We start from the raw sequence: 22,776 nt of genomic DNA, 5'->3' as shown, positions 1-22,776 counted from the left end.
TCAGCCGTCCGGGTGGTCCCGCAGCTCCGTCGCGAGGATCGCCGCCTGGGTGCGCCGCTCCAGCCCCAGCTTGGCCAGCAGGTGGCTGGTGTAGTTCTTCACGGTCTTCTCCGCCAGGCCCATCCGCTCACCGATCTGCCGGTTGGTGAGGCCCTGCCCGATCAGGAGCAGGACGGTGCGCTCCTGATCGGTGAGCAGCGCCAGCCGGTCACCGCCCGTCGCGCCGGGCCGGCGGCGGCGCCCGCCCGGCCCGACGTCGTCGAAGAACGTCCCCCCGGTCGCCACGGTGCGCACCGCGGAGACCAGAGCCGGCCCACGGACCTTCTTCAGCAGGAAGCCGGAGGCACCGGCGCGGACCGCGGCGTCGAGCGCGTCCTGCTCCGAGTAGCTGGTCAGCACCAGGCAGCGCAGCCCTGGGACCCGCTCCCGCAGCCCGCGGCAGAGCTCCGCTCCGTCGCCGTCGGGCAGGCGCATGTCGACCACCACCAGGTCGGGCCGAACGGCGGGCACGCGGACCAGCGCCTCGGCCATCGAGCTCGCCTCGCCGGCCACGGTGATCCCCGGGTCGTCCTCCAGCACTTCGGCGACCCCGCGACGGACGACCTCGTGGTCGTCGACCAGGAAGACCCGGACCGCGGCGTTCGGCGACTCCACCGGCAGTCCCCTTCCGGACGCTGGGATCTCGTATCCGCAGCGTAGGGCGCGAGGGGCCCCGGCGGCACGATTCAGGTCGGGAGGAGGAGAGCCGCGTAGAGAGTGAGCCCCGGGCCGAACGCCATGGCGACCACCGGACCGTCGACGTCGGCCAGTTCCTCCAGCACGAGCAGGACGGTCGCCGACGAGCAGTTGCCGTGCTCGGCGAGCACACGGCGCGACGCCGACAGCTGCTCCTCCACGAGACCGAGCTGGTCGCGGACGACGTCCAGGATCCGCGGGCCCCCCGGGTGCACCGCCCAGCCGGCGACGTCCTCGATCCGCAGCCCGGCCACCGCCAGCAGCTCGTCGACCACACCACCCACGTGCCGGCCCAGGACGTCGGGCACCCGCGCGGAGAGGCCCATGCGGAATCCGAGGTCGGTGACGTCCCAGGTCATGTGGTCGGCCGTCGACGGGTCGGTCCGTGCCACGATCCCGGCCACCCGGCGCCCCCGGGACGCCCCGGGTTCGAGCACGACGGCGGCCGCGGCGTCGGAGAACAGCGCGTGGGAGACGACCTGCTCGAGGTCGTCCTGCGCGGGCTGGACGTGCAGGCTGGTGAGCTCGCAGCAGAGCATCACCGCCGGACGGGACCGCGCGGTGACGAAGTCACTGACCGCAGCGAGGCCGGGGATCGCGGCGTAGCAGCCCATGTGGCCGACGAGCAGTCGCTGCAGTCCCGGCGGCATGCCGAGGTCGCTGGCCAGCCGGATGTCCAGTCCGGGGGTGGCGTAGCCGGTGCAGGTGACGACGGCGAACAGCCCGACGTCCCCCGGCGCCAGGCCGGCCGCGTCCAGCGCCCCGGCCACCGCCTGCTTGCCCAGCGGCAGCGCCTCCTGGACATAGCGCTCCATGCGTGCGCCCGTGCTCCACCGGCTGAGGTCCTCGTCGAGCGGGCTCGCCACCGCGTGCCGGCGGCGCACGCCGGACCCCGCGAAGATCCGGCGGGCGGCCCGCACGCCCTCGTAGTGCCGGGCGAAGTAGCCGTCCCAGACCGCGTCCTGCTCGATCGTCGCCGGGAGGGCCGAGCCGGCTCCGGTCACGACGGCGGCACTCACCTGCGGGTCTCCGGGGCGCGCGGGCTCGGCGTCATCTGTCCGACGGTACGACGCTGCTCCGCCACCCGCCCGTTCCCGCCCATGCGCGGCCCGTCAGCGTTTGCGCCCGTAGCCGGCGAACAGGACCGCGGACGTGAACACCGGCTTCATCCGCACGCCCGGTCGACGGCCCCGCCGCCAGGCCACGACGTCCCGCACCGAGGGGCGGATCCCGACCAGCCGCAGATCCAGACCCAGCCCGTCGGCGGCGGCCAGCAACCGCCTCCGGTCGACGAAGAGAGCGGGATCGTGGATGCCGGGAGGCGCCCCGTGGGGGATCCGCTCGAAGAGCTCGACGGCGATCAGCCGGGCCAGCAGCGTGGCCGCGATCGCGTCGATGACCAGCGTGCCGCCCGGCTTCAGCAGCCGGGCGCACTCGGCCAGCACCCCGACGTCGTCCTCGACGTGCTCCAGGATCTCGCCCGCGACCACCACGTCGGCGCAGCCGTCGGCCAGCGGCACCGCCAGGACCGACGCGCGGACCGCGAGCACGCCGTGGTCGGCGGCGGCCCGTACCGCGAGCAGGTTCAGGTCGACGCCGACGTGGCGGTACCCGAGAGCGGCGGCGTGCGGGGCCATGAGACCCCCGCCGCAGGCCAGGTCCACCAGGACGGCGTCCGGGTGCGGTGCCGGCGGGATGTGCTCCGTCCGGGACGCCGCGAGCCAGTGGAGCATCGCGAAGTCCCCGGCGGGTTCCCACCACTGATCGGCGAGCTCGTCGTACTGGGCGGGATCGTTGCGCAGCACCCGCGCAACCTACGTCTTCAGCGGGTCGTGGCCCCAGTTCATCAGCGAGTACCGCCAGCGCGACGTCTCGACGTCATCCTTCGCCGGCTCCTGGGCCAGGTGCCGCTGCACGTAACCGTGGACCTTGCGCATGTGCGCGATGTCGTCGTCGGTGAGGTCGTCCTTCTTCGTGCGCAGCAGCTCGACGATGCGGCGTCCCGACTCGTGGCCGGTGGACTCGTCGGACCCGCCGTTCTTCTGTCCCATCGCCTGCGACTCCTCGGTCTGCAGCCACTTCTCCAGCTCCGCGGCGGTCATGTTGACCGCCTGGGCGAATTCGCGCCGCACGTCGGCAGCGTCGTCCTGGGCCACGGGTCCTCCTGAGATCGGCCTGCTCGGAGGGCCGTACCTTTCCCGGCTGAAGGGGAAACCCCTTCCGCCCGCACCGGAGGTCCCGCGTGTCCGTCACCGTCGTCGGCAGCCTGAACGAGGACGTGCTCGTGGCCGTGGGCCGGCTTCCCGCGCGGGGCGAGACGGTGATCGGGCGGACGGCCACCCGCGCGCCCGGCGGGAAGGGCGCCAACCAGGCGGCCGCCGCCGGCATCCTGGGAGTCGGCGTCCACATGGTGGGACGGGTCGGCCAGGACCCGGCCGGCGACCGGCAGCTGGCCGCGCTGGCGGACTCCCGCGTGGACGTGGGCCGGGTGCGCCGCACCCCCGGCGTCCCCACCGGATCGGCGACGATCCCGGTGGAGGACGGCACCGGCGAGAACCTGATCGTGGTGGTGCCCGGCGCCAACGCCGCGCTCACCCCCGAGGACGTCGACGTCGACTCGGTGCGGCGCGCGCGGGTGGTCCTGCTCCAGCTGGAGGTGCCCATGCCCACGGTGGTGGCGGCGGCCCGGGCGGCGACCGGCACCGTCGTCCTCACCCCGGCGCCCGCACAGCCACTGCCGGCCGACCTGCTCGGGCGGGTGGACGTGCTGGTGCCCAACGAGCACGAGCTCGCGCAGCTGGCCGGCGTCGCGCCGGGCGAGCGCAGCGCCGCGGAGCTGGCGTCGCTCGCCCGGTCGGTCGCGTCCTGCGCCGTCGTGGTCACCCTCGGCGCGCGCGGTGCGCTGGTGGTGCCGGCGCACGGCGGGACGCCCGAGCTGCAGGCGCCCCCACCGGTGACACCGGTGGACACCACCGGCGCCGGGGACTGCTTCTGCGGCGCGCTCGCGCAGGCGCTGGCCTGCGGCGCGGGCCTGACCGAGGCGGTGCGGCACGCGGTGACCGCCGCGGCCCTGTCCACCACGGGGCCGGGCGCCCGGGGCGCGCTGCCGGACGACGCCGCCGTCCGGGCGCTGCTGCCCCGGGTGCCGGACGCCGTCGACGTCGGCTGACGGTTTCCCGGCAGCAACCGCGGGCACAGGAACGCCGACCGCGACCTCCGGAGGCGAACCGCCATGACCGACCCCGACCGCCAGCACTCGACCGAGCCCGCCGAGGGCGAGGACCCCGGGGAACACGGCGCCGGCGGCCGGACGCCGCATCCCCAGGACCCGGCGGAGGGCGCCGAGACCAGCGGAGACGCCGACACCCCGGACGCCTGACCCTTTCCCGGCGGCCACAATGGCCATGTCGGCCGGGCGGGCCGATCGGGGCCGCCGTCAGGCGGCCGTTCCGGAGGCGGCCCGCCCGGCGCCCGGCGGGCCGGCGAACGCCTGGGCGATGTCCAGCCAGCGGTCCGCGTCGTCCCCAGTGGCGCTCAGCGCGAGATCGGCACGGTGCCGGCGCTGCGTCACCCGCGAACAGAAGTCCACCACGGGCCCGGCGATCCGCTGTGCAGCGTCCTCGGGACCCCAGCTCCACGTGCCGCCGTCCGGCGCCGTCAGCTCGACCCGGAAGGGCTCCTCGGGAACGGGCAGCCCGTGCTGGGCGAAGGCGAAGTCCCGGGTCCGGACGCCGATGTGCGCGATGTGCCGCAGCCGGTCCGACACCGACGGCGGCTGCCCCAGCGCATCGGTGACGTCGAGACCGTGGGCCCAGGTCTCCATCAGCCGGGCGGTCGTCATCGAGGCGGCGCTCATCGGCGGACCGAACCAGGGCAGCTTCGTCCCGTCCGGCAGGGCGGCGAGCCGGTCGGCCAGCGCGCGGCGCCCCGCCCGCCAGCGGTCGAGCAGGTCCGCGGGCGGCCGGGTCGCGCCGGCCTCGGCGGCGTCGTCGACGTGGGCCCCCAGCCGGGGCCCCGCGTCGGTGACGGCCCGCCGGAAGCCCTCGGGGTCGGTGGCCGCGAGCAGCGCCTGACCGTCGGTCCAGGCGAGGTGGGCGATCTGGTGCGCCACCGTCCAGCCCGCGGCGGGCGTGGGCCGGCGCCACTCCGAGTCCTCGAGCCGGGCCAGCACGGCGTCCAGGGCGGCCGACTCGGCCTCGAGATCCGCGAGCAGCCCGGCGAGCAACGCACTCCGGTCCGCCATGCCCACCTCCGCGACGCCGGGACGCTGCCGACCCTCGCGGGAACCGTACTGGTCGGGCAGGCTCGCGAACCGTGCTCCTCGATGCCGCGCTGCTGTCCACCGGGATCGACGACGTCCCGGGCACCGCCCGAGACCTGGAGGCCCGCGGCTACGCCGGGGTGTGGGCGTCGGAGGCCGACCACGACCCGTTCCTGCCGCTGCTGACCGCCGGGCTGGCGACCGACCGGCTGCAGGTCGGGACGGCGATCGCCGTGGCCTTCGCCCGGTCCCCCATGACCCTGGCGATGACGGCGCACGACCTGCTGCGCTACACCCGCGGCCGGTTCGTGCTCGGGCTGGGCAGCCAGGTGAAGCCGCACATCGAACGCCGCTTCTCCATGCCGTGGAGCCCTCCGGTCGAGCGGATGCGCGAGTACATCGCCGCTCTGCGGGCCATCTGGGCCGCCTGGCAGGACGGCACCCGGCTCCGCTTCCAGGGGGAGCACTACCGGCACACGCTGATGACGCCGATGTTCTCGCCCCCGCCCCACGAGTGGGGCGCGCCGCCGGTTCACCTGGCCGCCGTCGGGCCCGGGATGACCCGCCTGGCCGGCGAGGTGGCCGACGGCCTCCTGGCCCACGGGTTCACCACCGCCCGCTACCTGCGCGAGCGCACCCTGCCCGTCCTCGCCGAGGGGCTCGAGGCGGCGGGGCGCTCGCGGGGGGAGGTGACGGTCAGCCTGCCGGGCTTCGTCGTCACCGGGTGGACCGAGGCCGAGCGCGCCGAGGCTGCCGCGGCGGTGAAGGCGACCATCGCCTTCTACGGCAGCACGCCCGCCTACCGGCCGGTGCTGGAACTGCACGGCTGGGACTCCCTCGCCGACGAGCTGCACGCGCTGTCGGTCTCCCGGCGCGAGGACAAGTGGTCGGCGATGCGCGACCTCGTCGACGACCAGGTGCTGGGCACGTTCGCGGTGGTCGGGGAGCCGGGTGACGTGGGCCCGGCCGTCCGCGCGCGGTTCGACGGCCTGGTCGACCGGTTCAGCGTCTACGCGTCCTACCCCGCGCCGCTGGACCTGTGGGATCCGCTGACCGAGGCGTTCCGCTGACCTCCCGCCGTCGCCTGCACCGGCGTCCGGCATACTGGTTATGAGAATCATTGTCAGTAACTGGAGAGTTCCCCACCATGCAGCACGTCCGCACGACCGTCGCACTGGCCGCGCTCGGGGCGCTGGTCCTGACCGGGTGCTCCGAGGGTGGGAGCGCCGGCAACGATGCGGCGGTGCGGGCCGGGGATCCTGACGCCTGCCCCGGGAAGATCGTGGACGTGGTCGTGTCGGTCGGGCAGTGGGCCGACCTGGTCGAGAGCCTCGGCGGCGCGTGCGCGACGGTCACCACCGTCGTGGCGTCGTCCGCCGTCGACCCGCACAGCTTCGAGCCCGACACCGCCGACATCGCCGCGTTCTCGGACGCCGAGCTGGTCGTGGTGAACGGCGCGGGTTACGACGGCTGGGCCGAGGCCGCGGTGGAGAACCTCGACCCGGCCCCCGCACTGGTGGACGTGGCGGACCTGGCCGGCCTGGAGGGTGGTGGCCACGCCGGCGAGGACGAGCGCGCCGAGGACGGCGGGCACGGCGGCGCAGACCCGCATCTCTGGTACGAACCCGACGTCCTCCCGGACGTGGCCGCGGCCGTGACCGAGGAGCTCGGCGCCCTCTCCCCCGACGCGGCCGGCTACTTCGACGAGCAGGCCGCCGCGTGGGCCCAGGACCTGCAGCCCTACCTCGACGCGGTCGAGTCGTTGCGCGCCGAGGCCGACGGGCGCACCTACGCCGCGACCGAGACCGTCTTCGACCGGATGGCCGCGGCCCTGGGGCTCGAGGACGTCACGCCGGAGGGCTACCGTCGCGCGGCCGGGAACGAGAGCGAGCCGACACCCGGCGACCTGACGGCGTTCGAGGCGGCTCTGAGCGACGGATCGGTGGACGTCCTGATCTACAACGCCCAGACCCGCGGCACCATCCCGGAGCAGTTGCGGGCCGCCGCCGAGGACGCCGGCGTCCCCGTGGTCGAGGTGACGGAATCGCCGTCGGACGCCGACGGTTCCTTCGTCGCGTGGCAGCTCGCCCAGCTCTCGGCCCTCTCCGACGCCCTCCCCGCGACCCCGTGACGTCCTCCGGCGTCCCGACCGCCGACCGGAGCGCGGGCGGCAGCCGCCCGCCGGCTCTGGTGCTGGACGGCGTCAGCGTCGCCCGCGGCGGGCAGACCGTCTGGTCCCACGGCACGTTCACCGTCCGCGCGGGCGCGGTCGTCGGCGTGATCGGTCCGAACGGCGCCGGGAAGACGACGATGTTCCAGGTCGCCCTCGGCCTGCTGCCGGTCACGGCCGGCCGCGTCGAGGTCCTGGGCGCCGCGCCGCGCCGCGGCAACCGTCGGATCGGGTACGTACCGCAGAACTACACCGCGGCCCTGGGGGACGCCATACGCGCCCGCGACCTGGTCACCCTCGGTCTCACCGGGAGCCGATTCGGCCTGCGGCGGACGTCGCCGGCCGAGCGGGCGCGGGTCGACCAGGCACTGGCCTGGGTGGGTGCCGAGGCGTTCGCCGAGCGCCGCATGTCGGAGCTGTCGGGCGGCCAGCAGCAGCGGGTCGCGATCGCCCAGGCCATCGTGGACGACGCCGAACTGCTGCTGCTCGACGAGCCGCTGGCCAACCTCGACCTGCGCAACCAGCAGGAGATCGTCCGGCTGCTCGGCGACCTGCGCCGGGAGCGGGACGTGACGATCATGGTCGTCGCCCACGACCTCAACCCGCTGCTGCCGGTGCTGACCGACGCCGTGTACCTGCTCGACGGGCACCCGCACCACGACGAGATCGGCCAGGTGGTGCAGGAGGAGCTGCTGACCCACCTCTACGGCACCCCGGTCGGCGTCGTCCGCACGGCCCAGGGCGACCTGTTCACCCGCGCCGCGTGGCGGGAGCCGCAGGCGTGACCCTCCTCGCGGTCGAGTTCCAGTCGAACTGGCTCGACGTCCTGCAGACCACCTTCATGCGCAACGCGCTCATCGGCGGCTCGCTGGTCGCCGTCGCCGCCGGGCTGCTCGGCTACTTCGTCATCACCCGGCAGAACGCGTTCGCGGCCCATGCCCTGGCCCACATCGGCTTCCCCGGCGCCACGGGCGCGATCCTCCTCGGCGTCCCGGTCACTCTCGGGCTCGCCGTCTTCTGCGTCGGCGGCGGGCTGCTGATCGGCCTGTTCGGCCGGCGGGTCGCCGACCGGGAGATGGCCACCGGCACGATCCTGGCGCTGGCCACCGCGGTCGGGGTCCTGTTCGCGTCCCTGGCCAGCGCGAACGCCGGTACGACGACGTCGGTCCTCTTCGGCAACCTGCTGGCGATCTCGGAGGACCAGCTCCTCGTCTTCGCCGCCTTCACCGCGGCGGTCGTGGGGACGCTCGCCGTCCTCGCCCGGCCGCTGGTCTTCGCGTCGGTGGACCCGGCGGTGGCCGAGGCCCGGGGCGTCCCGGTGCGGGCCCTGGGGATCGCCTTCGTCGTCCTCCTGGCCCTGACCATCACGATGGCAGTGCAGGTCGTCGGCACGCTGCTGCTGTTCGCGCTGGTCGTGACGCCGGCCGCCACCGCTCTGCGGATCACCGCCCGTCCCGTCCGCGTCGCGGCGCTCGCCGTGGCCATCGCCCTCGGGTCGGTGTGGGGCGGGCTGGTCCTCTCGGCGATGGTCGACCTGCCGCCCAGCTTCTTCATCGTGTCCCTCGCCGTGCTGGCCTGGCTCGCCGTCCTGCTGGTTCCGGGTGGCCGGCGCGCGACGCCCGCGCGGGCCCCCGTCGACAACCATCACCCGCACTGACCTGCGCCTGCGTGAGCGGGATCTCACCCCCTACGGTGTGGATCACCCCGTCAGGTCTGTTTCTGCGGGGAGAGGCGAGGGCAGGCTGTCCGCATGGCCGACTCGCAGCACGACGCCCGGCTGGGCGAGGACTCCTCCACTCCGCAGACCGAGGAGTCCCGCAGCCCTGATGCATCGGCGATGACCACGGCGCGGCTGCTGGCCAACCCCCGGCGGATCCGCCGCGCCTGAGCTCCACTCGAAACGGAGATCATCACTCTCCGTAGCCACACCGGTCTCAGCGACCCCCGCCGTCCCGCTCAGCCCGCGCGTCTCTCGTCACCCAGCGCAACCATCCCGGCGTGCCGCGAACTGCTCCGTCACGCGGGTGGTGCACGATCGGCCCGTGACCGCCGCCCTCAGCCTCGCCCCCGCCGACGCCGCCGCAGACGCCGGGGCCCCGGTGCGCCGCAGCCGCGCCGAGCGGCAGGCCATCGTCCTCGACACCGCCGAGCGGCTCTTCGCCGGGCGCAGCTCGCGCAGCGTCGGCATGGACGAGCTCGTCCGCGAGACCGGCCTCGGCAAGATGACCGTCTACCGGCTCTTCAAGAGCAAGGACGACCTGGTCGGCGCCTACCTCGCCCGCAAGGCCGCCACGGTGCTCGCCTTCATCGACGCCGAGCTCGTCCGGCTCGAGGGGAACCCGCGCGCCGCGCTCCTGTCGGTGGTGGACGCCGTCGAGCGGGACGTCACCCGGACCGGCTTCCGCGGCTGCCCCTTCACCAACGTCAGCAGCGAGTACGACGACCCGCAGCACCCCGCGCGCAGCGCCGCCGCCGACTACAAGTTCGAGCTGCACCTGCGGCTGGAGCGCCTGGCCGACCAGATCGTGCCGCGCGGCGGCGAGGACCTCGCCGCGCAGATCCACCTGATCATCGACGGCATGTACCTCTCCGGCGGCCTGCTCGGCCCGGACGGCCCCGCGTCGCACGGTCGCCAGCTGGCCGAGCGCCTGATCACCATCGCCGAGACCCGGGCCTGAGCTCGCGGCGGTCCGGCACCACCCGCACGATGGGCCGGTGACGACCGACCGCAGCCGCCCCGACCTCGACGACACGACCGTGGAGGGCCTCGGCAAGCTGTCCGAGGCGCTCGAGACGGTGGACCAGGCCCGCGGGCTGCTCTACGGCTTCCACCAGCTGACCGGCAAGGCCGACCTCCTGCTGCAGGACGCCGTCGAGCTGCTGCGGAAAGCCGGCCACGACGCCCTCGCCGGCGACCTCGAGCGCGACCTCGTCGGCCGCAACGTGATCGCCGACCGGTGGACCTTCCAGATCGTCGAGGACTACGACGCGAACTACTGGGCCACCTTCCGCGACTTCGAGGAGCGCGCCCGGACCGAGCTGGCCGACGGCGACCGGCACGTCCACGAGGCGCGGATGAAGCAGCGCGAGCGCACGCAGGGCCATCCCCGCCACGAGGCCGGGCCCGCGCTGTCCGACTGACACCCGTCGCCCCAGACACGATCAGCGCCTCCTGAGCGCCCTCTCCCGCTCCACGAGAGGGCGCTGGACGGGCGTTGATCACGGGCAGCCCGTTCGCTCGCCCTGGGTCGCCGTTGCTGCCGAGGCGTTCCACCCTCGGGCGCATGACCATGCCGGCACCGGACGACGACGAGCGCGAAGCGCGTCCCCTCGGCAGCGACGTCGCCCCGACCGGGGACGGCGACGTCGACGCGGACGGCGACGCGGACGGCGTTGCGGGCGGCGACGCGGGCGGCGACGCGGGACCGAGCTACCCGCCCGAGGCGACCGAGCCCGACGCGCACTGAGCGCCGACAGGGCAGGTCACCGTCCGTCCGTCGCCGGCCCGCGCGACGACGTCCGGCGCGCTGGCCTGCACGCGGCCGCGCCGCCCAGGACACTGGTGACGTGACCGCTCCCGATCCGCGCCCGGCAGGCTCCCCCGTCGACCCGCTCCCGGCCGGCCCGCCGTACAGCTCGCCGTCCCCACCGCCCGTCGGGGGACCGGCCGGTCCGACCCCCGCGCCGGCCTCCGCCCCACCCGTGTCCGCCCCACCCGTGTCCGGCCCGCCGCCGGCCGCACCCGCACCGCGGCACACCGGGCGGACCATCGGGCGCACCCTCGCCGCGGCGCTCCTGGTGTTCGTGACCGTCCTCCTCGTCCTGTTCGTCGTGTTCAACACCCAGACCGTGGGCATCAGCCTCGTCTTCACCGACATCGAGGCGCCGCTGGTGGTTGCCCTCCTGGTGGCCGCCCTCCTCGGCGGGCTCGTGGTGGCGCTGGCCTCCCTGCTGCGGCGGGCGCGGCGCCACCGCTGAGCTTTCTCACTCCCGTGGGCGTGTCCGGTGCCCGAACTTGCCCGAGGTCTACCCGTCGGTAATATTCTTGTTACCGGCGAGTAGGACGTCGCCGCCGGACCGCACGGGGAGCCCAGCGCCATGAGCCACTACACCGCCAACCTCCGGGACCTCGAGTTCAACCTCTTCGAGTTCCTGGACACGAAGGACCGCTTCGGCACGGGCCCGTTCGAGCAGATGGACGCCGAGACCGCCCGCGGGGTGCTCGGCGAGGTGCGCCGGCTGGCGGAGGGCCCCGTGGCGGCCTCCTTCGCCGACGCCGACCGGAACCCGCCGGTCTTCGACCCCTCGACGCACTCGGTGACGCTCCCCGAGTCGTTCAAGAAGTCGGTCAAGGCCATCGAGGACGGCGAGTGGTACCGGCTCGACCTGCCCGAGCACCTCGGCGGCTTCGGCGCACCGCACGCCCTGACCTGGGGCGCGTTCGAGATGATCCTCGGCGCCAACCCGGCCGCGTTCATGTACGGGTCCGGCTCCGCCTTCGCCGCCATCCTCGACGAGCTCGGCACCCCCGACCAGAAGCGCATGGCCGAGCTGATGCTGGAGAAGGGCTGGGGAGCCACGATGGTGCTCACCGAGCCCGACGCGGGCTCAGACGTCGGCGCCGGCACCACCAAGGCCGTCCAGCAGCCCGACGGCACGTGGCACATCCACGGCGTGAAGCGGTTCATCACCTCCGCCGAGCACGACCTGAGCGACAACATCATCCACCTGGTCCTGGCCCGCCCCGAGGGCGCGAAGGCCGGCACCAAGGGGCTGTCGCTGTTCGTCGTCCCCAAGTTCCACGTCGACCTCGGGACCGGCGAGCTGGGCGAACGCAACGGCGCCTACGTCACCAACGTCGAGAAGAAGATGGGCCTCAAGGTCTCGACCACCTGCGAGCTCACCTTCGGCGACGGCCCCGTGCCCGCCCAGGGCTGGCTGGTCGGCGAGGTGCACGACGGCATCGCGCAGATGTTCAAGGTCATCGAGCACGCCCGGATGTTCGTCGGCGCCAAGGCGATCGCGACCCTCTCGGCCGGCTACATGGTCGCCCTCGACTACGCGAAGACCCGCATCCAGGGCGCCGACCTCACCGCGACGACCAAGGACGCCCCGCGGGTGACCATCACCCACCACCCCGACGTCCGACGGTCGCTGATGGTCCAGAAGGCCTACGCCGAGGGCATGCGGGCGCTCTACCTCTACGCCGCGAGCTTCCGCGACCGGGTCACCGCGGCCGAGGCGGCAGGCGAAGGGCACGGCGAGGAGGCGCAGCTGGCGGAGCGGGTCAACGACCTGCTGCTGCCGATCGTGAAGGGCTTCGGCTCGGAGCGGGCCACCCAGCTGCTCACCGCCGAGTCGCTGCAGACGCTCGGCGGTTCCGGGTACCTGCAGGACTATCCGATCGAGCAGTACATCCGCGACTCCAAGATCGACACGCTCTACGAGGGCACGACGGCGATCCAGGGTCAGGACTTCTTCTTCCGGAAGATCGTCAAGGACGGCGGCGTGGCGCTGACCTGGCTGGCCGGGCAGATCCAGGCCACCGTCGACGGTGAGGCCGGCAACGGCCGGCTCAAGGAGGAGCGCGGGCTGCTCGGCGCCGCTCTCGCCGACGTCCAGGGCATGCTCACCGCGATGTTCGGCCACCTCACGGCCGCGCAGGAGGACATGACCTCGCTGTACAAGGTCGCGCAGAGCACCAGCCGCCTGCTGCTGGCCACCGGCGACCTGATCACCGGCTGGCTGCTGATCCGCCAGTCGGAGGTCGCCCTGGCGGCGCTGTCCGGCGAGGTGAGCGAGAAGGACCGGTACTTCTACGAGGGCAAGCTGGCCGCCACCCGGTTCTTCGCCACCCAGGTGCTGCCGCGTCTCTCCTCGGAGCGGGCGATCGTCGAGAACACCGACAACGCGCTCATGGAGGTCCCCGAGGCCGCGTTCTGAGCTGTGCACTTCGTCGTCCTCCGGACGACACCGCGGCCAGGAGCCGTGCCCGACCGACGTGGAGCCGCTGACCATGTCCCGGTCGGGGACCCTCCGGGCCCCGCGACCGGCCCACCCACGGCTCCGCCCCGTACGCGCCGGCCGTTTCCGACCGGCGACGGCGGGCACAGGGAAGGCCATGACCGACCCGGCGGGCAGCGACCGCATCCAGGAGGACATCCCCACGGCCTCGGGCACCGGCGACAACAGCTCGACGGGCACCGGGTTCGACGACGTGCCGCTGACCCGCGACGAGGCCGTCGAGCGGGACTCCGCGCACGGCGACGACCAGCCGGCCGCCCCGGGCAGCGACCTCGGCCTGCTCGACCGAGCGGACCCCGACGGCAGCGCGTGACCGACCGATCCTGAACAGGAGACCGATGAGCGAGTCAGACAGCACCGGCTACGGGGACTCCCCGGACACCAGCGACGGTCCGGTCGAGAACGACCAGCAGGACGGCGCGCAGGACGCCGGGGGCTCCGGGGACGCCACGCTGACCACCGACAGCGAGGCCCAACGCGACGACTCGGTGATGCGCCCCGGCAACGAGCCCGACTGACGGTTCACCCGCCGACGAGGGAGGTGTGCCGCGGGCCCACATCACCCGGCCGGGTCGTGTGCTCCCCCGCCGTACAGGCGTCGTGACCGGGGCCACTACCGTGCCCTCATGGCGAACGATCTGGCGGGACGTCGGGCACTGGTCACCGGTGGCGCATCGGGCATCGGGCGGGCCTGCGCCGTCCGCCTGGCCGCAGGCGGCGCCGAGGTGGTGGTGGTCGACCGGGACGCCGAGGCGGCGAAGGCCGTCGCCGAACTCGTCGGTGGCACCGCGGTCGCCGTCGACCTGTCCGACCTCGAGGCCGTCGACGCCCTGGACCTCGCGGTCGACATCCTGGTCAACAACGCCGGATTGCAGCACGTGGCGCCGATCCACGAGTTCCCCGTCGACCGGTTCTCCTACATCCTCCGGCTGATGCTCGAGGCGCCCTTCCGGCTGGTCCGCGGCGCGCTTCCGCACATGTACGAGCGGGGCTGGGGGCGGGTCGTCAACATCAGTTCCATCCACGGGCTGTACGCCTCCCCGTACAAGTCCGCCTACGTGACCGCCAAGCACGGGCTCGAGGGGCTCTCGAAGGTCATCGCGCTCGAGGGCGCCCCGCACGGGGTGACCTCCAACTGCGTCAACCCGGCCTACGTGCGCACTCCGCTGGTGGAGGGCCAGATCGCCGACCAGGCCAAGGCCCACGGATTGAGCGAGGAGGACGTCGTCGCGAAGGTGATGCTCGCGCCCGCGGCGATCAAGCGCCTTCTCGAGCCCGAGGAGGTTGCCGAGGCGGTGGCCTACCTCTGCTCCCCCGTCGCCATGTCGGTCACCGGCACCAACCTCGTCATGGACGGCGGGTGGAGCGCCCACTGAGCGCGCGCCCGCCCAGAGCGCGGCTCGGGAACCCCCCGGCCGGCCCCGCGACGGGCGGCGCCGGCTCCCCCGCCGGCCGCGCGGCGGAGTTCTTCGAGCTGCTCCTCTCGGACGCGCCCGCGATCGAGTTCGAGCGTCCCCTGGTGCGGGCGCGGGCCGGCGGTGCCGACGGTGCCGAGCTCGTGGAGCTCGAACGGGTCAAGGCGCTGGCCCTGGCCGTCCGGGAGGCCTTCGCCGCCCGGCGTCGCCGGGAGACGGAGCTGACCGCACTGTTCGACACGGCCAGCGACCTGGCGGCGCTCCGCGGGGTGGACTCGGTCCTGCTGGCCATCGTGCGCCGCGCCCGTCAATTGCTCGGCACCGACACCTCCTACCTGACCCTCAACGACGACGCGCGCGGCCACACCTACATGCGGGTCACCGACGGCACGGTGTCGGCCCGCTTCCAGGCGCTGCAGCTGCCGATGGGCGCCGGGCTCGGGGGCCTGGTCGCCCAGACGGCCGCCCCGTACGCGACGGCGGACTACTTCGCCGACGGGCGCTTCCGGCACACCGCCGAGATCAACGACGGCGTCCGCGACGAGGGGCTCGTCGCCATCCTCGGCGTGCCCCTCATCCGCGGGTCCCAGGTGATCGGCGTGCTGTACGCCGCCGACCGCAGCGAGCGCTCCTTCGACCGCTCCGAGGTGGCCCTGCTCGGCTCGCTCGCCGCCCACGCCGCGATCGCCCTGGACAACGCCCGTCTGCTCGAGGAGACCCGCACGGCGCTGGACGAGCTGTCCGCGGCGACGCGGGAGCTGCAGGCGCACTCCTCGTCGGTGGAGCGGGCCGCCGGTGCGCACGACCGGTTCATCGACGTCGTCCTGCGCGGCGGCGGTGTCGAGGACGTCGCCGCCGCGGTGACCGACGCGCTCGGCAGCTGCATCACCGTCCTCGACGAGGAGGGCCGGGTGATCCCCGCGGACGCGCGGCCGACCGAGGCGGGTCTGCCCCCGGACCCGGCGGCTGCGCTCACCCGCGCCCGGGCGACGGGCCACACGGTGCGTGACGGCAGCTGGTGGACCGCCGCCGTCACGGTCGACAGCGAGCTGCTGGGCGGGCTCGTCCTGCACCGGGACGACGAGCTGCCGGAGTCCGACCAGCGCATCCTCGAGCGCGCCGCCCTGGTCACGGCGCTGCTCCTGCTGATCCGCCGCACGGCCGGCGAGGCGGAGAACCGGGTCCGGGGGGAGCTGCTCGGCGAGCTCCTCACCTCCTCGGCCCGCGACCCCGACGGCCTGCGCGAGCGCGCCCGACGCCTGGGCGCCGACCTCGACCGCCCGCTGGCCGTCGCGGTGGCCCGGGTGGAGGAACGTTCCCGGGCGCGCGCCCTGGCCGCGGCCACCCACCTGGCCGCCACGCGCGGCGGGCTCGCCGGCATGCACGACGGCTGCGTCGTCCTCTGCCTGCCCGACCTCACCCCGGGCGCGGCGGCGGCGACGGTGCACCGGGAGCTGACGCAGGCCGGTGCCGGGCCGGTGACGGTCGGCGGGAGCGGCCCGGCGCACGGGCCCGCGGCCATCGCACCGGCGCACGCCGAGGCGGCCCGGTGCGCGACGACCCTGGAGGCCCTCGGGCGGAGCGACAGCGCGGGCAGCGCGGACGAGCTCGGCTTCTTCGGCCTGCTCGTCGGCGAGGGACGGGACGTGCGCGGTTTCGTCGCCTCGACCCTCGCGCCCGTCCTGGAGTACGACGCGAGGCGGGGGACCGACCTCGCGTCCACACTGCAGGCCTACTTCGCCACCGGCGGATCCCCCGCCCGGGCGGCCGAGGCACTGCGCGTGCACGTCAACACCGTCACCCAGCGACTGGAGCGGGTGGGCCGGCTGCTCGGCAAGGACTGGTCCTCGCCCGACCGGGCGCTGGAGGTGCAGCTCGCCCTGCGACTGCAGCGCCTCGCCGGCGCGGCGGAGGACTGACCGCCTCCTACCCTGGCGTCGTGCCCTCCGTCGCCGCGTCTCCCTCGGTGCTGGCGGCGGAGGAGTGGGCCGCACTGGCCGATGCCCACGCGGCGCGGGTCGAGCGCTGGACCGCACCGCACCGGGAGCGCCGTCGTCGCGGCGAGACGCACCCCGTCCTCGACTTCCTGTTCACCTACTACTCGGAGACGCCCGGCCGGCTCGGCCGCTGGCACCCCGGCCCGGGCACGACGCTGGCGCCGTGCCCGGCCGGTCCCCCGCCGCACGCGGCGTGGCGCTGGTACGCGACCGGTCCCGACGGATCCGTGCGTCTCGATTCCGAGGCCTTCCTGGCGGAGCGGGGGGACACCGTCCGGTTCGTCCGCCAACTGCTGGCCGCCACCGCGGGACGACCGGCCTTCAGCGGCTGCTTCGGCCTGCACGAGTGGGCCATGGTCTACCGCGACACCACCACCCGGCACCCGGTCCCGCTCCGTCTCGGCCGGGCGGGCACGGACGCGGTCGTGGAGGCGCACCCGATCCGCTGCACGCACTTCGACGCCTTCCGGTTCTTCACGCCCCCGGCCGTCGGCCTCAACCGCCTCCGCCCGACACGGGAGTCGCAGGTGGACCTGGAGCAGCCGGGCTGCCTGCACGCCGGGATGGACCTCTACAAGTGGGCCTACAAGCTCAGCCCGGCCACCCCCGGCGAGCTGGTGGCCGACTGCTTCGAGCTGGCCGTCGAGATCCGCGAGCTCGACATGCGGGCCTCGCCCTACGACCTCCGCGCGCACGGCTACGAGCCCGTCGCGATCGAGACCCCCGAGGGGAAGGCGGCCTACGCCGCTGCCCAGCGCGGGTTCGCCCGGCGCGGCGCCGAGCTCCGGGAGCGCCTGATGGACGTCTGTGACCAGCTCACCGGGACGCCCTGACGCACGCTTTGCGGGTGCTGTGCCGACATTGGCAGTGCTGCAACGCACGCAATGTTTGAACAACACCCGCAAAGCAGTCGCCGGCGGGCGTCGTACGGTCGTCGGGTGACCGATACGCGCACCGGCCGCTGGGTGCGGCTCGACGGGACGACGAACACCCGCGACCTGGGCGGACTGCCCACCACGGACGGCGGCGTCACCGTGGCCGGCCGCGTCCTGCGCAGCGACAACCTGCAGACCCTCAGCGAGGACGACGTCCGCCGACTGGTGCAGGAGATCGGCCTGCGCGAGGTGATCGACCTGCGCACCACCGCGGAGATCCTGCTGGAGGGCCGCGGGCCGCTGCGCGCCGTCCCCGAGGTGACCCACCGGCACTTCAGCCTGATCCCCGAGCGGGGCCACTACACCGACGTCTTCGCGGTTGAGGAGGACGAGGTGGTCGAGGGGCTGCCGGCGGACTGGGTCGAGTCGCTGCTGCCGCGGCAGGCGGCGGCGCACGACCAGGAGGAGCCGCCGGCCGTGCGCGCCTACCTCGGGTACCTCGGTGACCGGTCCGGTGCCGTCGTGGATGCGGTGCGGGCCCTCGCCACCGGGGGGCCGGGGGCGTCGGTGGTGCACTGCGCGGCGGGGAAGGACCGGACGGGTGTCGTCGTCGCGCTCGCCCTGGCGGTCGCCGGGGTCGGACACGACGACATCGTCGCCGACTACGCGATGACGGCCGACGTCATCGAGGCGCTCGTCGCCAAGCTGGCGGCGTCCCCCACCTACGCCGGGGACATGGAGCGCCGCGACGTCGCCAGCCACACGCCGCGCGCGGAGACGATGGACCGGGTGCTCACGCTGCTCGACGAGCGCCACGGGGGCGCGGCGGGGTGGCTCGAGGCACACGGGTTCGGCGCCCGCGAGCAGGCGGCGCTCCGCGCCCGGCTGCGCGACTGAGGCGCCGGCCCGCCGGCGTCAGCGGGGCTGGGGGCTCCGGCGGGTCTGCTTGTTCCGGTACATGGCCGCGTCGGCCTCGCGCAGGAGCTGTTCGGCCGCGCGCTCGGAGTCGGCGAGGTGCACGGCGACGCCCACGCTCGTGCCGACCGCCACATCGGTCCCCTCGAGCCGGAAGGGCTCGGCGAAGCAGGCGGTCACCCGCGCGGCCAGGCCGTGCGCGTCGGCCGGCTCGACCAGCCCCGGCAGGATGATCGCGAACTCGTCGCCACTGAGCCGGCCGACGGTGTCGCCGGGCCGGACGGCGCCACGGATCCGCGCGCCCACCTGCCGGAGCAGCTCGTCCCCCGCCGCGTGGCCCAGCGTGTCGTTGACCTCCTTGAACCGGTCCAGGTCGCAGAAGAGGACGCCGAGACGCGCTCCGCGGCCCGAGCCCGCGAGGGCGCCCTCGAGGCGGTCCAGGAACAGGACCCGGTTCGGCAGTCCGGTCAGGGCGTCGTGCGTCGCCTGGTGGCGGACCGTCTCGAGCAGGCGCGCCTTCTGGAGCGCGGTCGAGGCCTGGTCACCCACGCCGCGGAGGCGGTCGAGGACGTCTCCGGCGAGCGAGGCGGGCGCCTCCCCGGCCTCGAAGCCGGCGGTCGCGACACCCAGGAACGTTGTGCCCGCCAGCAGCGGCACCGCGACGACGTCGGCGCTGCCGATGCCGCGCAGGATGCCCTGCAGCACCGGGCTGCTGCTGGAGTCGTCGATCACCAGCGGCGCGGGGTCGGTCAGCATCCCGACGAGTTCCGGAGTGTCCTCGGGACGGAGGGCGGCACCGCGGAGCAGTGCTTCCTGCTCGGGTGTCATCCCCACCGCCGCCGAGGTGCGCAGGACACCGGCACCCGGATCCCAGAGCATCATGCTGGCCCGGCTGCAGCCGACGATGCGCGGCAGCGCCGAGGCCACCACGTCGGTCACCGACTGTGCGTCGGGCGCGGCCGCCAGCTCGTGTGCGAGCTCGAGCAGCGCGCTCGCGCGGTTGGCCTCCAGCCGGGCCTCCTCCAGCGCGATGAGCAGGTCGAGGGCCGCCGCGGCATGGCCGGCGTAGGCGGCGAGCATCGAGGCCTCGTCACCAATGGCCCCGTAGCCCGGTCCGTACAGCGCGGCGAGCCGCCCGTGCGAGCGGCGGGCGGAGGCGACGTCGACCACCACTGCGCGCGATCCCAGGTCCCCGCCGCCCAGCAGGGCCGCCGCCAGACCGGCCACCTCGTGCTCGGGCACGCCGGCGCTGTGCACGAGCGGCGAGCCGCCCGCCGGCGCCGCGACGGCCAGGAGGTAGGAGGGGGCGAGAACGGCCTCGGCAGCGCGCGCCACGATGCGGTGCAGCACCGTCTCCACGTCGTCGGAGCCGACCAGGTCGGTGCTGGCCGACTGCAGAATGCGCAGCTGCCCGCGCAGCGCCGTCAGTTCCAGGTCCGCCGCGCGGGAACGACGGCGGGGCAGGCGGCTCCGCCGGTCCCAGCGGAGCTCGTAGATGCAGGCGGAGAAGCCGTCGGACTCGCACTCGCCGTGCACGATCTGGGCGGGGGGAAGGTCGAAGATCGTCGGAACCGTGCTGAGCAGGCCCCGCGCGTAGTCACAGTCCAGGCGGGAGTGCACGTAGCCGTCGCGCAGCCGGAAGCGGACCGTCGCCGCGGTCGCACCGGACTCGAGGACCTCCATGGTCGAGGTCGTCGAGAACTTCGCGACGGCGCGCGGCAGCTGCCGGATGACCTGTCGGGGCGTGCCCGTGGCGCGCAGCAGCAGCACCATCGAGTGGGTCAGTCCGCTGTGCAGAGCCGCGGAGCCGACCTTGAACATGGTGTCCCGGTCCCCGAGGACCTCGGTGGCCGCGGCGAAGAGCCGGATCCGGGTGTCGTAGCTCCACCAGCGGGACTGGTCGTCGAGCTCCTCGGCGGTGTACGGGAGGCCGGCCAGTGCGAGCAGCTGCGTGACGGCGTCGTTGCCACCGTGGGCGCGGACGTAGCGGAGCAGCCCGCCCGTGGTGGCGCCCGACGTCTCTCGGGCCTCGCTGTCCCGAAGGGCGGTCATCGAGCGCACCCCGGGGACGGAGGAACTGCCCCGGGGCTCCGCCGCGTGGCGGAGAGCCCGGGCCGGCCCGGTGTCCCTTCGTCGTTCACGAGGATTGCATCGGCAGGAACGGCGCGGTGCCTGAGGCGGGGAGCCACCCGTCCGGGGGGTCCCCCGACCGCTGTCGGCCTGCCCTGTGGGTGCCGCTGCCCAGCCGGAGGGGCTCTCGACGGTCCCGGAAGAGCGAACGACCCCGGTCCCACCGGGACCGGGGTCGTGCATGTCAGGAGCGCCCCCTCGGGAGGCGCGGGCGGATCAGCGACCGACGATCCGGTCGGCGTTCGCCAGGGCCAGGAGCTCGTTGCGCATCCCGGGGCTGCTCGTCCGCGACAGGGCGCGGTCGATCGCTCGCCGGGTACGCGCGGCCTGACGACGCTGCCGCCACGTGGACGTCACGGTGCTCATGTCTGGTGCCTTTCATCGACGCTTCATGGGGTACATCCGTAGCAAAGCAGGCGTACACCACTATATTCCGACGAAACGCAGGTGAGCCTGAGATCCGCCTGAAGGTTCCTCACTCAGACGGGTGACGGCCAGCCGTTGATCACTCGGCCGCGGCGAGCACCGCCCGGACCGCCGCACGGGCCTCGGCCGGGCCGTCGGCGGCCAGCGCGGCCCGGGCGGCCTCCTGGCAGGTGGCGAGCTCCACCGTGCCCAGCTTGGAGCCGACCCCCGGCACGGCCGACGCGGCGCACGAGAGCGAGCTGATGCCGAGGCCCACCAGGACGCAGGCCAGCAGAGGGTCGGCGGCCGCCTCCCCGCAGACCCCGACCGGCTTGCCCCGGCGCCGGCCGGCCTCCGCCGTCATGGAGACGAGCAGCAGGAGTGCCGGCTGCCACGGGTCGGTGAGGTCCGCCAGGTCGGCGGAGAGCCGGTCGGCCGCCAGCGTGTACTGCGACAGGTCGTTGGTGCCGATCGACAGGAAGTCGACGTGCTCGAGCAGCCGGTCGGCGAGCAGCGCCGCGGACGGCACCTCGATCATGACGCCAGGCACGAGGCCTCTGGCGCGGACCTGCGTCGCGAAGTCGGCCGCCTCCGCGACGGTCGCCACCATGGGGGCCATGACCCACGGGGTCGAGCTCGTGGTCCGTGCGGCCTCGGCCACCGCGTCGAGCTGGCGCTCCAGCAGGCCGGGGTCCAGGCGTGCGATGCGCAGCCCGCGAACCCCGAGGGCGGGATTGGCCTCGTCGGGCAGGGTCGCGAAGGCCAGCGGCTTGTCCGATCCGGCGTCCAGGGTGCGCAGCACCACCTTCCGCCCGGCGAAGGCCTCGAAGACGGCGGCGTACCCCTTCGCCTGCTCCTCGACGGAGGGCTCCTCGGCGTGGCCGAGGAAGGCGAGCTCGGTCCGCAGCAGGCCGACGCCTTCCGCATGCACCGCCGCGGCGGCCTGCGCCCCGGCGCCGTCCTGCACGTTGGCCAGCACCTGGACGGCGTGCCCGTCCTTGGTGGTGGCCGGCCCCTCGTACCCCGAGAGCGCCTCGGCGGCGGCGCGCGCGGCGTCGACCCGGGCCAGCGCCTCGAACTCCTCGGGATCGACGGTCACCGTGCCCTGCTCGCCGTCGAGCAGCACGGTGGCGCCCGCCGGGACGTCGTCCAGCCCGCCCACCGCGACGACGCAGGGCAGCCCGAGCTGGCGGGCGATGATCGCGGTGTGGCTGGTCGTGCCGCCGAGCCGGGTGGCCAGACCGATCACCCGTGCCGGGTCGAGCCCCGCGGTGTCGGCCGGGGCGAGGTCGTCCGCGAGCAGGACCGACGGCACGTCGGGGCTCGGCACGCCCGGCTCCCCCTGGCCGGTCAGCTCGGCGACGATCCGGTCACGGACGTCCCGCACGTCGGTCACCCGCTCGGCCATGAGCCCGCCCAGGGCCGTGAACATGTCCATGAACTGCTGCGCGGCCTGGACCGTCGCGACGGCGGCCGGGGACCCGCTGTCGATCCGCTGCTCGACCGCCGAGAGCAGGCCCCGGTCCCGGGCCAGCCCGGCGGTCGTGGACAGCACCTCGGCGCTCACGCCGGTGGCGGCCGCGGCCCGCTGGGCCAGGCGTCCCGCCACGACCTCGGCGGCCGCGACGAAACGCTGCTTCTCGGCGGGACGGGCACCCTCCTCGACGTCCGGCTCCCCGTCGCCGGGCAGACGCACGGCGCCGGACGGCCGGATCACGGGACCGAGCGCCACTCCCGGCACCACGGGGGTGCCGGTGAGCACCGTGGGCCCGGACGCCTGGGGGAGGTACGCGGTTCCGGTGGAGGTGGTCGACATGGAGGGCCTCACTGTGGGAGAGCGGGTCGGCGG

Annotated in this window: 26 protein-coding genes; 18 read left to right on the top strand and 8 right to left on the bottom strand. The window is 74.5% G+C overall.

All coding sequences use genetic code 11. The features are described from left to right. From E4P39_RS07315 to E4P39_RS07300, 4 genes are all read right to left on the bottom strand, one after another. The gene (locus tag E4P39_RS07315; protein WP_209306413.1) at positions 1-654 is read right to left on the bottom strand and encodes a response regulator transcription factor; all 654 of its coding nucleotides are present in this window, start codon (positions 652-654) and stop codon (positions 1-3) included. A gap of 71 nt (positions 655-725) precedes the next feature. Then, positions 726-1,754 carry a type III polyketide synthase gene (locus E4P39_RS07310; RefSeq protein WP_135135745.1) on the bottom strand — a complete coding sequence of 343 codons (1,029 nt, stop codon included), beginning with the start codon at positions 1,752-1,754 and terminating at the stop codon, positions 726-728. A 93-nt stretch (positions 1,755-1,847) separates the two neighbouring features. After that, a complete protein-coding gene (locus E4P39_RS07305) occupies positions 1,848-2,540 on the bottom strand; it encodes a methyltransferase domain-containing protein (RefSeq protein ID WP_245159695.1) in 693 nt (230 codons plus the stop codon). A 9-nt stretch (positions 2,541-2,549) separates the two neighbouring features. Then, positions 2,550-2,891 (bottom strand): DUF3140 domain-containing protein, encoded by a 342-nt coding sequence (locus E4P39_RS07300; RefSeq protein ID WP_135135744.1) that lies wholly within the window; start codon positions 2,889-2,891, stop codon positions 2,550-2,552. Positions 2,892-2,977: 86 nt separating this feature from the next. On the opposite strand from E4P39_RS07300, the gene E4P39_RS07295 reads away from it, so the two are divergent. Continuing rightward, positions 2,978-3,904 (top strand): ribokinase, encoded by a 927-nt coding sequence (locus E4P39_RS07295; protein ID WP_135135743.1) that lies wholly within the window; start codon positions 2,978-2,980, stop codon positions 3,902-3,904. Between the two features lie 63 nt (positions 3,905-3,967). Beyond that, positions 3,968-4,114, top strand: coding sequence for a hypothetical protein (locus E4P39_RS22235; protein WP_167761668.1), 147 nt, complete (start codon positions 3,968-3,970; stop codon positions 4,112-4,114). Positions 4,115-4,171: 57 nt separating this feature from the next. Here the strand turns inward: E4P39_RS22235 and E4P39_RS07290 are convergent, their stop codons facing one another. Next, positions 4,172-4,978, bottom strand: coding sequence for a TIGR03084 family metal-binding protein (locus E4P39_RS07290; RefSeq protein ID WP_135135742.1), 807 nt, complete (start codon positions 4,976-4,978; stop codon positions 4,172-4,174). Positions 4,979-5,049: 71 nt separating this feature from the next. Here E4P39_RS07290 and E4P39_RS07285 point away from each other — a divergent pair, with 71 nt between their 5' ends. The 16 genes from E4P39_RS07285 to E4P39_RS07215 all read left to right on the top strand — a co-directional run bounded on the left by E4P39_RS07285 (position 5,050) and on the right by E4P39_RS07215 (position 18,374). Further along, complete coding sequence (locus tag E4P39_RS07285; RefSeq protein WP_135135741.1) at positions 5,050-6,066, top strand: TIGR03617 family F420-dependent LLM class oxidoreductase; 1,017 nt, start codon at positions 5,050-5,052, stop codon at positions 6,064-6,066. Positions 6,067-6,143: 77 nt separating this feature from the next. Further along, entirely contained in the window at positions 6,144-7,127 is a 984-nt protein-coding gene (locus E4P39_RS07280; RefSeq protein WP_135135740.1) for a zinc ABC transporter substrate-binding protein, read from the top strand. Further along, positions 7,124-7,951: an ABC transporter ATP-binding protein gene (locus tag E4P39_RS07275; protein WP_135135739.1), complete on the top strand. Its 828-nt coding sequence runs from the start codon at positions 7,124-7,126 to the stop codon at positions 7,949-7,951. Before E4P39_RS07280 ends, E4P39_RS07275 begins: the two co-directional genes overlap by 4 nt. Then, a complete protein-coding gene (locus E4P39_RS07270; RefSeq protein ID WP_245159694.1) occupies positions 7,948-8,823 on the top strand; it encodes a metal ABC transporter permease in 876 nt (291 codons plus the stop codon). Before E4P39_RS07275 ends, E4P39_RS07270 begins: the two co-directional genes overlap by 4 nt. A gap of 93 nt (positions 8,824-8,916) precedes the next feature. Then, entirely contained in the window at positions 8,917-9,054 is a 138-nt protein-coding gene (locus E4P39_RS22230; protein WP_167761667.1) for a hypothetical protein, read from the top strand. Positions 9,055-9,208: 154 nt separating this feature from the next. Continuing rightward, positions 9,209-9,844: a TetR/AcrR family transcriptional regulator gene (locus E4P39_RS07265; protein WP_135135738.1), complete on the top strand. Its 636-nt coding sequence runs from the start codon at positions 9,209-9,211 to the stop codon at positions 9,842-9,844. Between the two features lie 37 nt (positions 9,845-9,881). Continuing rightward, on the top strand, positions 9,882-10,307 hold the full coding sequence (locus E4P39_RS07260) for a hypothetical protein (RefSeq protein ID WP_135135737.1): 426 nt from the start codon (positions 9,882-9,884) through the stop codon (positions 10,305-10,307). Between the two features lie 143 nt (positions 10,308-10,450). After that, on the top strand, positions 10,451-10,633 hold the full coding sequence (locus E4P39_RS07255) for a hypothetical protein (protein WP_135135736.1): 183 nt from the start codon (positions 10,451-10,453) through the stop codon (positions 10,631-10,633). Positions 10,634-10,868: 235 nt separating this feature from the next. Then, a complete protein-coding gene (locus tag E4P39_RS07250; RefSeq protein ID WP_245159693.1) occupies positions 10,869-11,144 on the top strand; it encodes a lipopolysaccharide assembly protein LapA domain-containing protein in 276 nt (91 codons plus the stop codon). A gap of 120 nt (positions 11,145-11,264) precedes the next feature. Continuing rightward, the gene (locus E4P39_RS07245) at positions 11,265-13,109 is read left to right on the top strand and encodes an acyl-CoA dehydrogenase (RefSeq protein ID WP_135135734.1); all 1,845 of its coding nucleotides are present in this window, start codon (positions 11,265-11,267) and stop codon (positions 13,107-13,109) included. Between the two features lie 178 nt (positions 13,110-13,287). Then, a complete protein-coding gene (locus E4P39_RS07240; protein ID WP_135135733.1) occupies positions 13,288-13,503 on the top strand; it encodes a hypothetical protein in 216 nt (71 codons plus the stop codon). Positions 13,504-13,528: 25 nt separating this feature from the next. After that, positions 13,529-13,708, top strand: coding sequence for a hypothetical protein (locus tag E4P39_RS07235; RefSeq protein ID WP_135135732.1), 180 nt, complete (start codon positions 13,529-13,531; stop codon positions 13,706-13,708). A gap of 108 nt (positions 13,709-13,816) precedes the next feature. After that, the gene (locus E4P39_RS07230) at positions 13,817-14,566 is read left to right on the top strand and encodes a 3-hydroxybutyrate dehydrogenase (RefSeq protein ID WP_135135731.1); all 750 of its coding nucleotides are present in this window, start codon (positions 13,817-13,819) and stop codon (positions 14,564-14,566) included. Then, on the top strand, positions 14,551-16,524 hold the full coding sequence (locus E4P39_RS07225; RefSeq protein WP_245159692.1) for a GAF domain-containing protein: 1,974 nt from the start codon (positions 14,551-14,553) through the stop codon (positions 16,522-16,524). The genes E4P39_RS07230 and E4P39_RS07225 overlap by 16 nt, the downstream gene beginning before the upstream one ends. Before the next feature lie 20 nt (positions 16,525-16,544). Then, positions 16,545-17,435 (top strand): 3-methyladenine DNA glycosylase, encoded by an 891-nt coding sequence (locus E4P39_RS07220; RefSeq protein WP_135135730.1) that lies wholly within the window; start codon positions 16,545-16,547, stop codon positions 17,433-17,435. Positions 17,436-17,540: 105 nt separating this feature from the next. Further along, positions 17,541-18,374: a tyrosine-protein phosphatase gene (locus tag E4P39_RS07215; protein ID WP_245159691.1), complete on the top strand. Its 834-nt coding sequence runs from the start codon at positions 17,541-17,543 to the stop codon at positions 18,372-18,374. An 18-nt stretch (positions 18,375-18,392) separates the two neighbouring features. Here E4P39_RS07215 and E4P39_RS07210 read toward each other — a convergent pair whose 3' ends face one another. From E4P39_RS07210 to E4P39_RS07205, 3 genes are all read right to left on the bottom strand, one after another. Next, positions 18,393-20,444 carry a sensor domain-containing diguanylate cyclase gene (locus tag E4P39_RS07210; RefSeq protein WP_135135728.1) on the bottom strand — a complete coding sequence of 684 codons (2,052 nt, stop codon included), beginning with the start codon at positions 20,442-20,444 and terminating at the stop codon, positions 18,393-18,395. A 294-nt stretch (positions 20,445-20,738) separates the two neighbouring features. After that, the gene (locus tag E4P39_RS22225; protein ID WP_167761666.1) at positions 20,739-20,888 is read right to left on the bottom strand and encodes a hypothetical protein; all 150 of its coding nucleotides are present in this window, start codon (positions 20,886-20,888) and stop codon (positions 20,739-20,741) included. A gap of 139 nt (positions 20,889-21,027) precedes the next feature. Next, entirely contained in the window at positions 21,028-22,743 is a 1,716-nt protein-coding gene (locus tag E4P39_RS07205) for a putative PEP-binding protein (RefSeq protein ID WP_135135727.1), read from the bottom strand. Positions 22,744-22,776 lie beyond the last annotated feature (33 nt).

Source organism: Blastococcus sp. CT_GayMR19 (assembly GCF_004570385.1).
In the GTDB taxonomy this organism is placed as follows: domain Bacteria; phylum Actinomycetota; class Actinomycetes; order Mycobacteriales; family Geodermatophilaceae; genus Blastococcus_B.
Note: the sequence above shows the minus strand (reverse complement) of the source record. Positions and strands in the feature narration are given on the sequence as shown.

Excerpts from the sequence above, each read along its gene's own strand:
- E4P39_RS07255 (WP_135135736.1), top strand. The coding sequence starts at position 10,451 with ATGACCATGCCGGCACCGGACGACGACGAGCGCGAAGCGCGTCCCCTC.
- E4P39_RS07205 (WP_135135727.1), bottom strand. The coding sequence starts at position 22,743 with ATGTCGACCACCTCCACCGGAACCGCGTACCTCCCCCAGGCGTCCGGG.
- E4P39_RS07235 (WP_135135732.1), top strand. The coding sequence starts at position 13,529 with ATGAGCGAGTCAGACAGCACCGGCTACGGGGACTCCCCGGACACCAGC.
- E4P39_RS07280 (WP_135135740.1), top strand. The coding sequence starts at position 6,144 with ATGCAGCACGTCCGCACGACCGTCGCACTGGCCGCGCTCGGGGCGCTG.
- E4P39_RS22235 (WP_167761668.1), top strand. The coding sequence starts at position 3,968 with ATGACCGACCCCGACCGCCAGCACTCGACCGAGCCCGCCGAGGGCGAG.
- E4P39_RS07210 (WP_135135728.1), bottom strand. The coding sequence starts at position 20,444 with ATGACCGCCCTTCGGGACAGCGAGGCCCGAGAGACGTCGGGCGCCACC.
- E4P39_RS07290 (WP_135135742.1), bottom strand. The coding sequence starts at position 4,978 with ATGGCGGACCGGAGTGCGTTGCTCGCCGGGCTGCTCGCGGATCTCGAG.
- E4P39_RS07230 (WP_135135731.1), top strand. The coding sequence starts at position 13,817 with ATGGCGAACGATCTGGCGGGACGTCGGGCACTGGTCACCGGTGGCGCA.
- E4P39_RS22225 (WP_167761666.1), bottom strand. The coding sequence starts at position 20,888 with ATGAGCACCGTGACGTCCACGTGGCGGCAGCGTCGTCAGGCCGCGCGT.
- E4P39_RS07245 (WP_135135734.1), top strand. The coding sequence starts at position 11,265 with ATGAGCCACTACACCGCCAACCTCCGGGACCTCGAGTTCAACCTCTTC.
- E4P39_RS07240 (WP_135135733.1), top strand. The coding sequence starts at position 13,288 with ATGACCGACCCGGCGGGCAGCGACCGCATCCAGGAGGACATCCCCACG.
- E4P39_RS22230 (WP_167761667.1), top strand. The coding sequence starts at position 8,917 with ATGGCCGACTCGCAGCACGACGCCCGGCTGGGCGAGGACTCCTCCACT.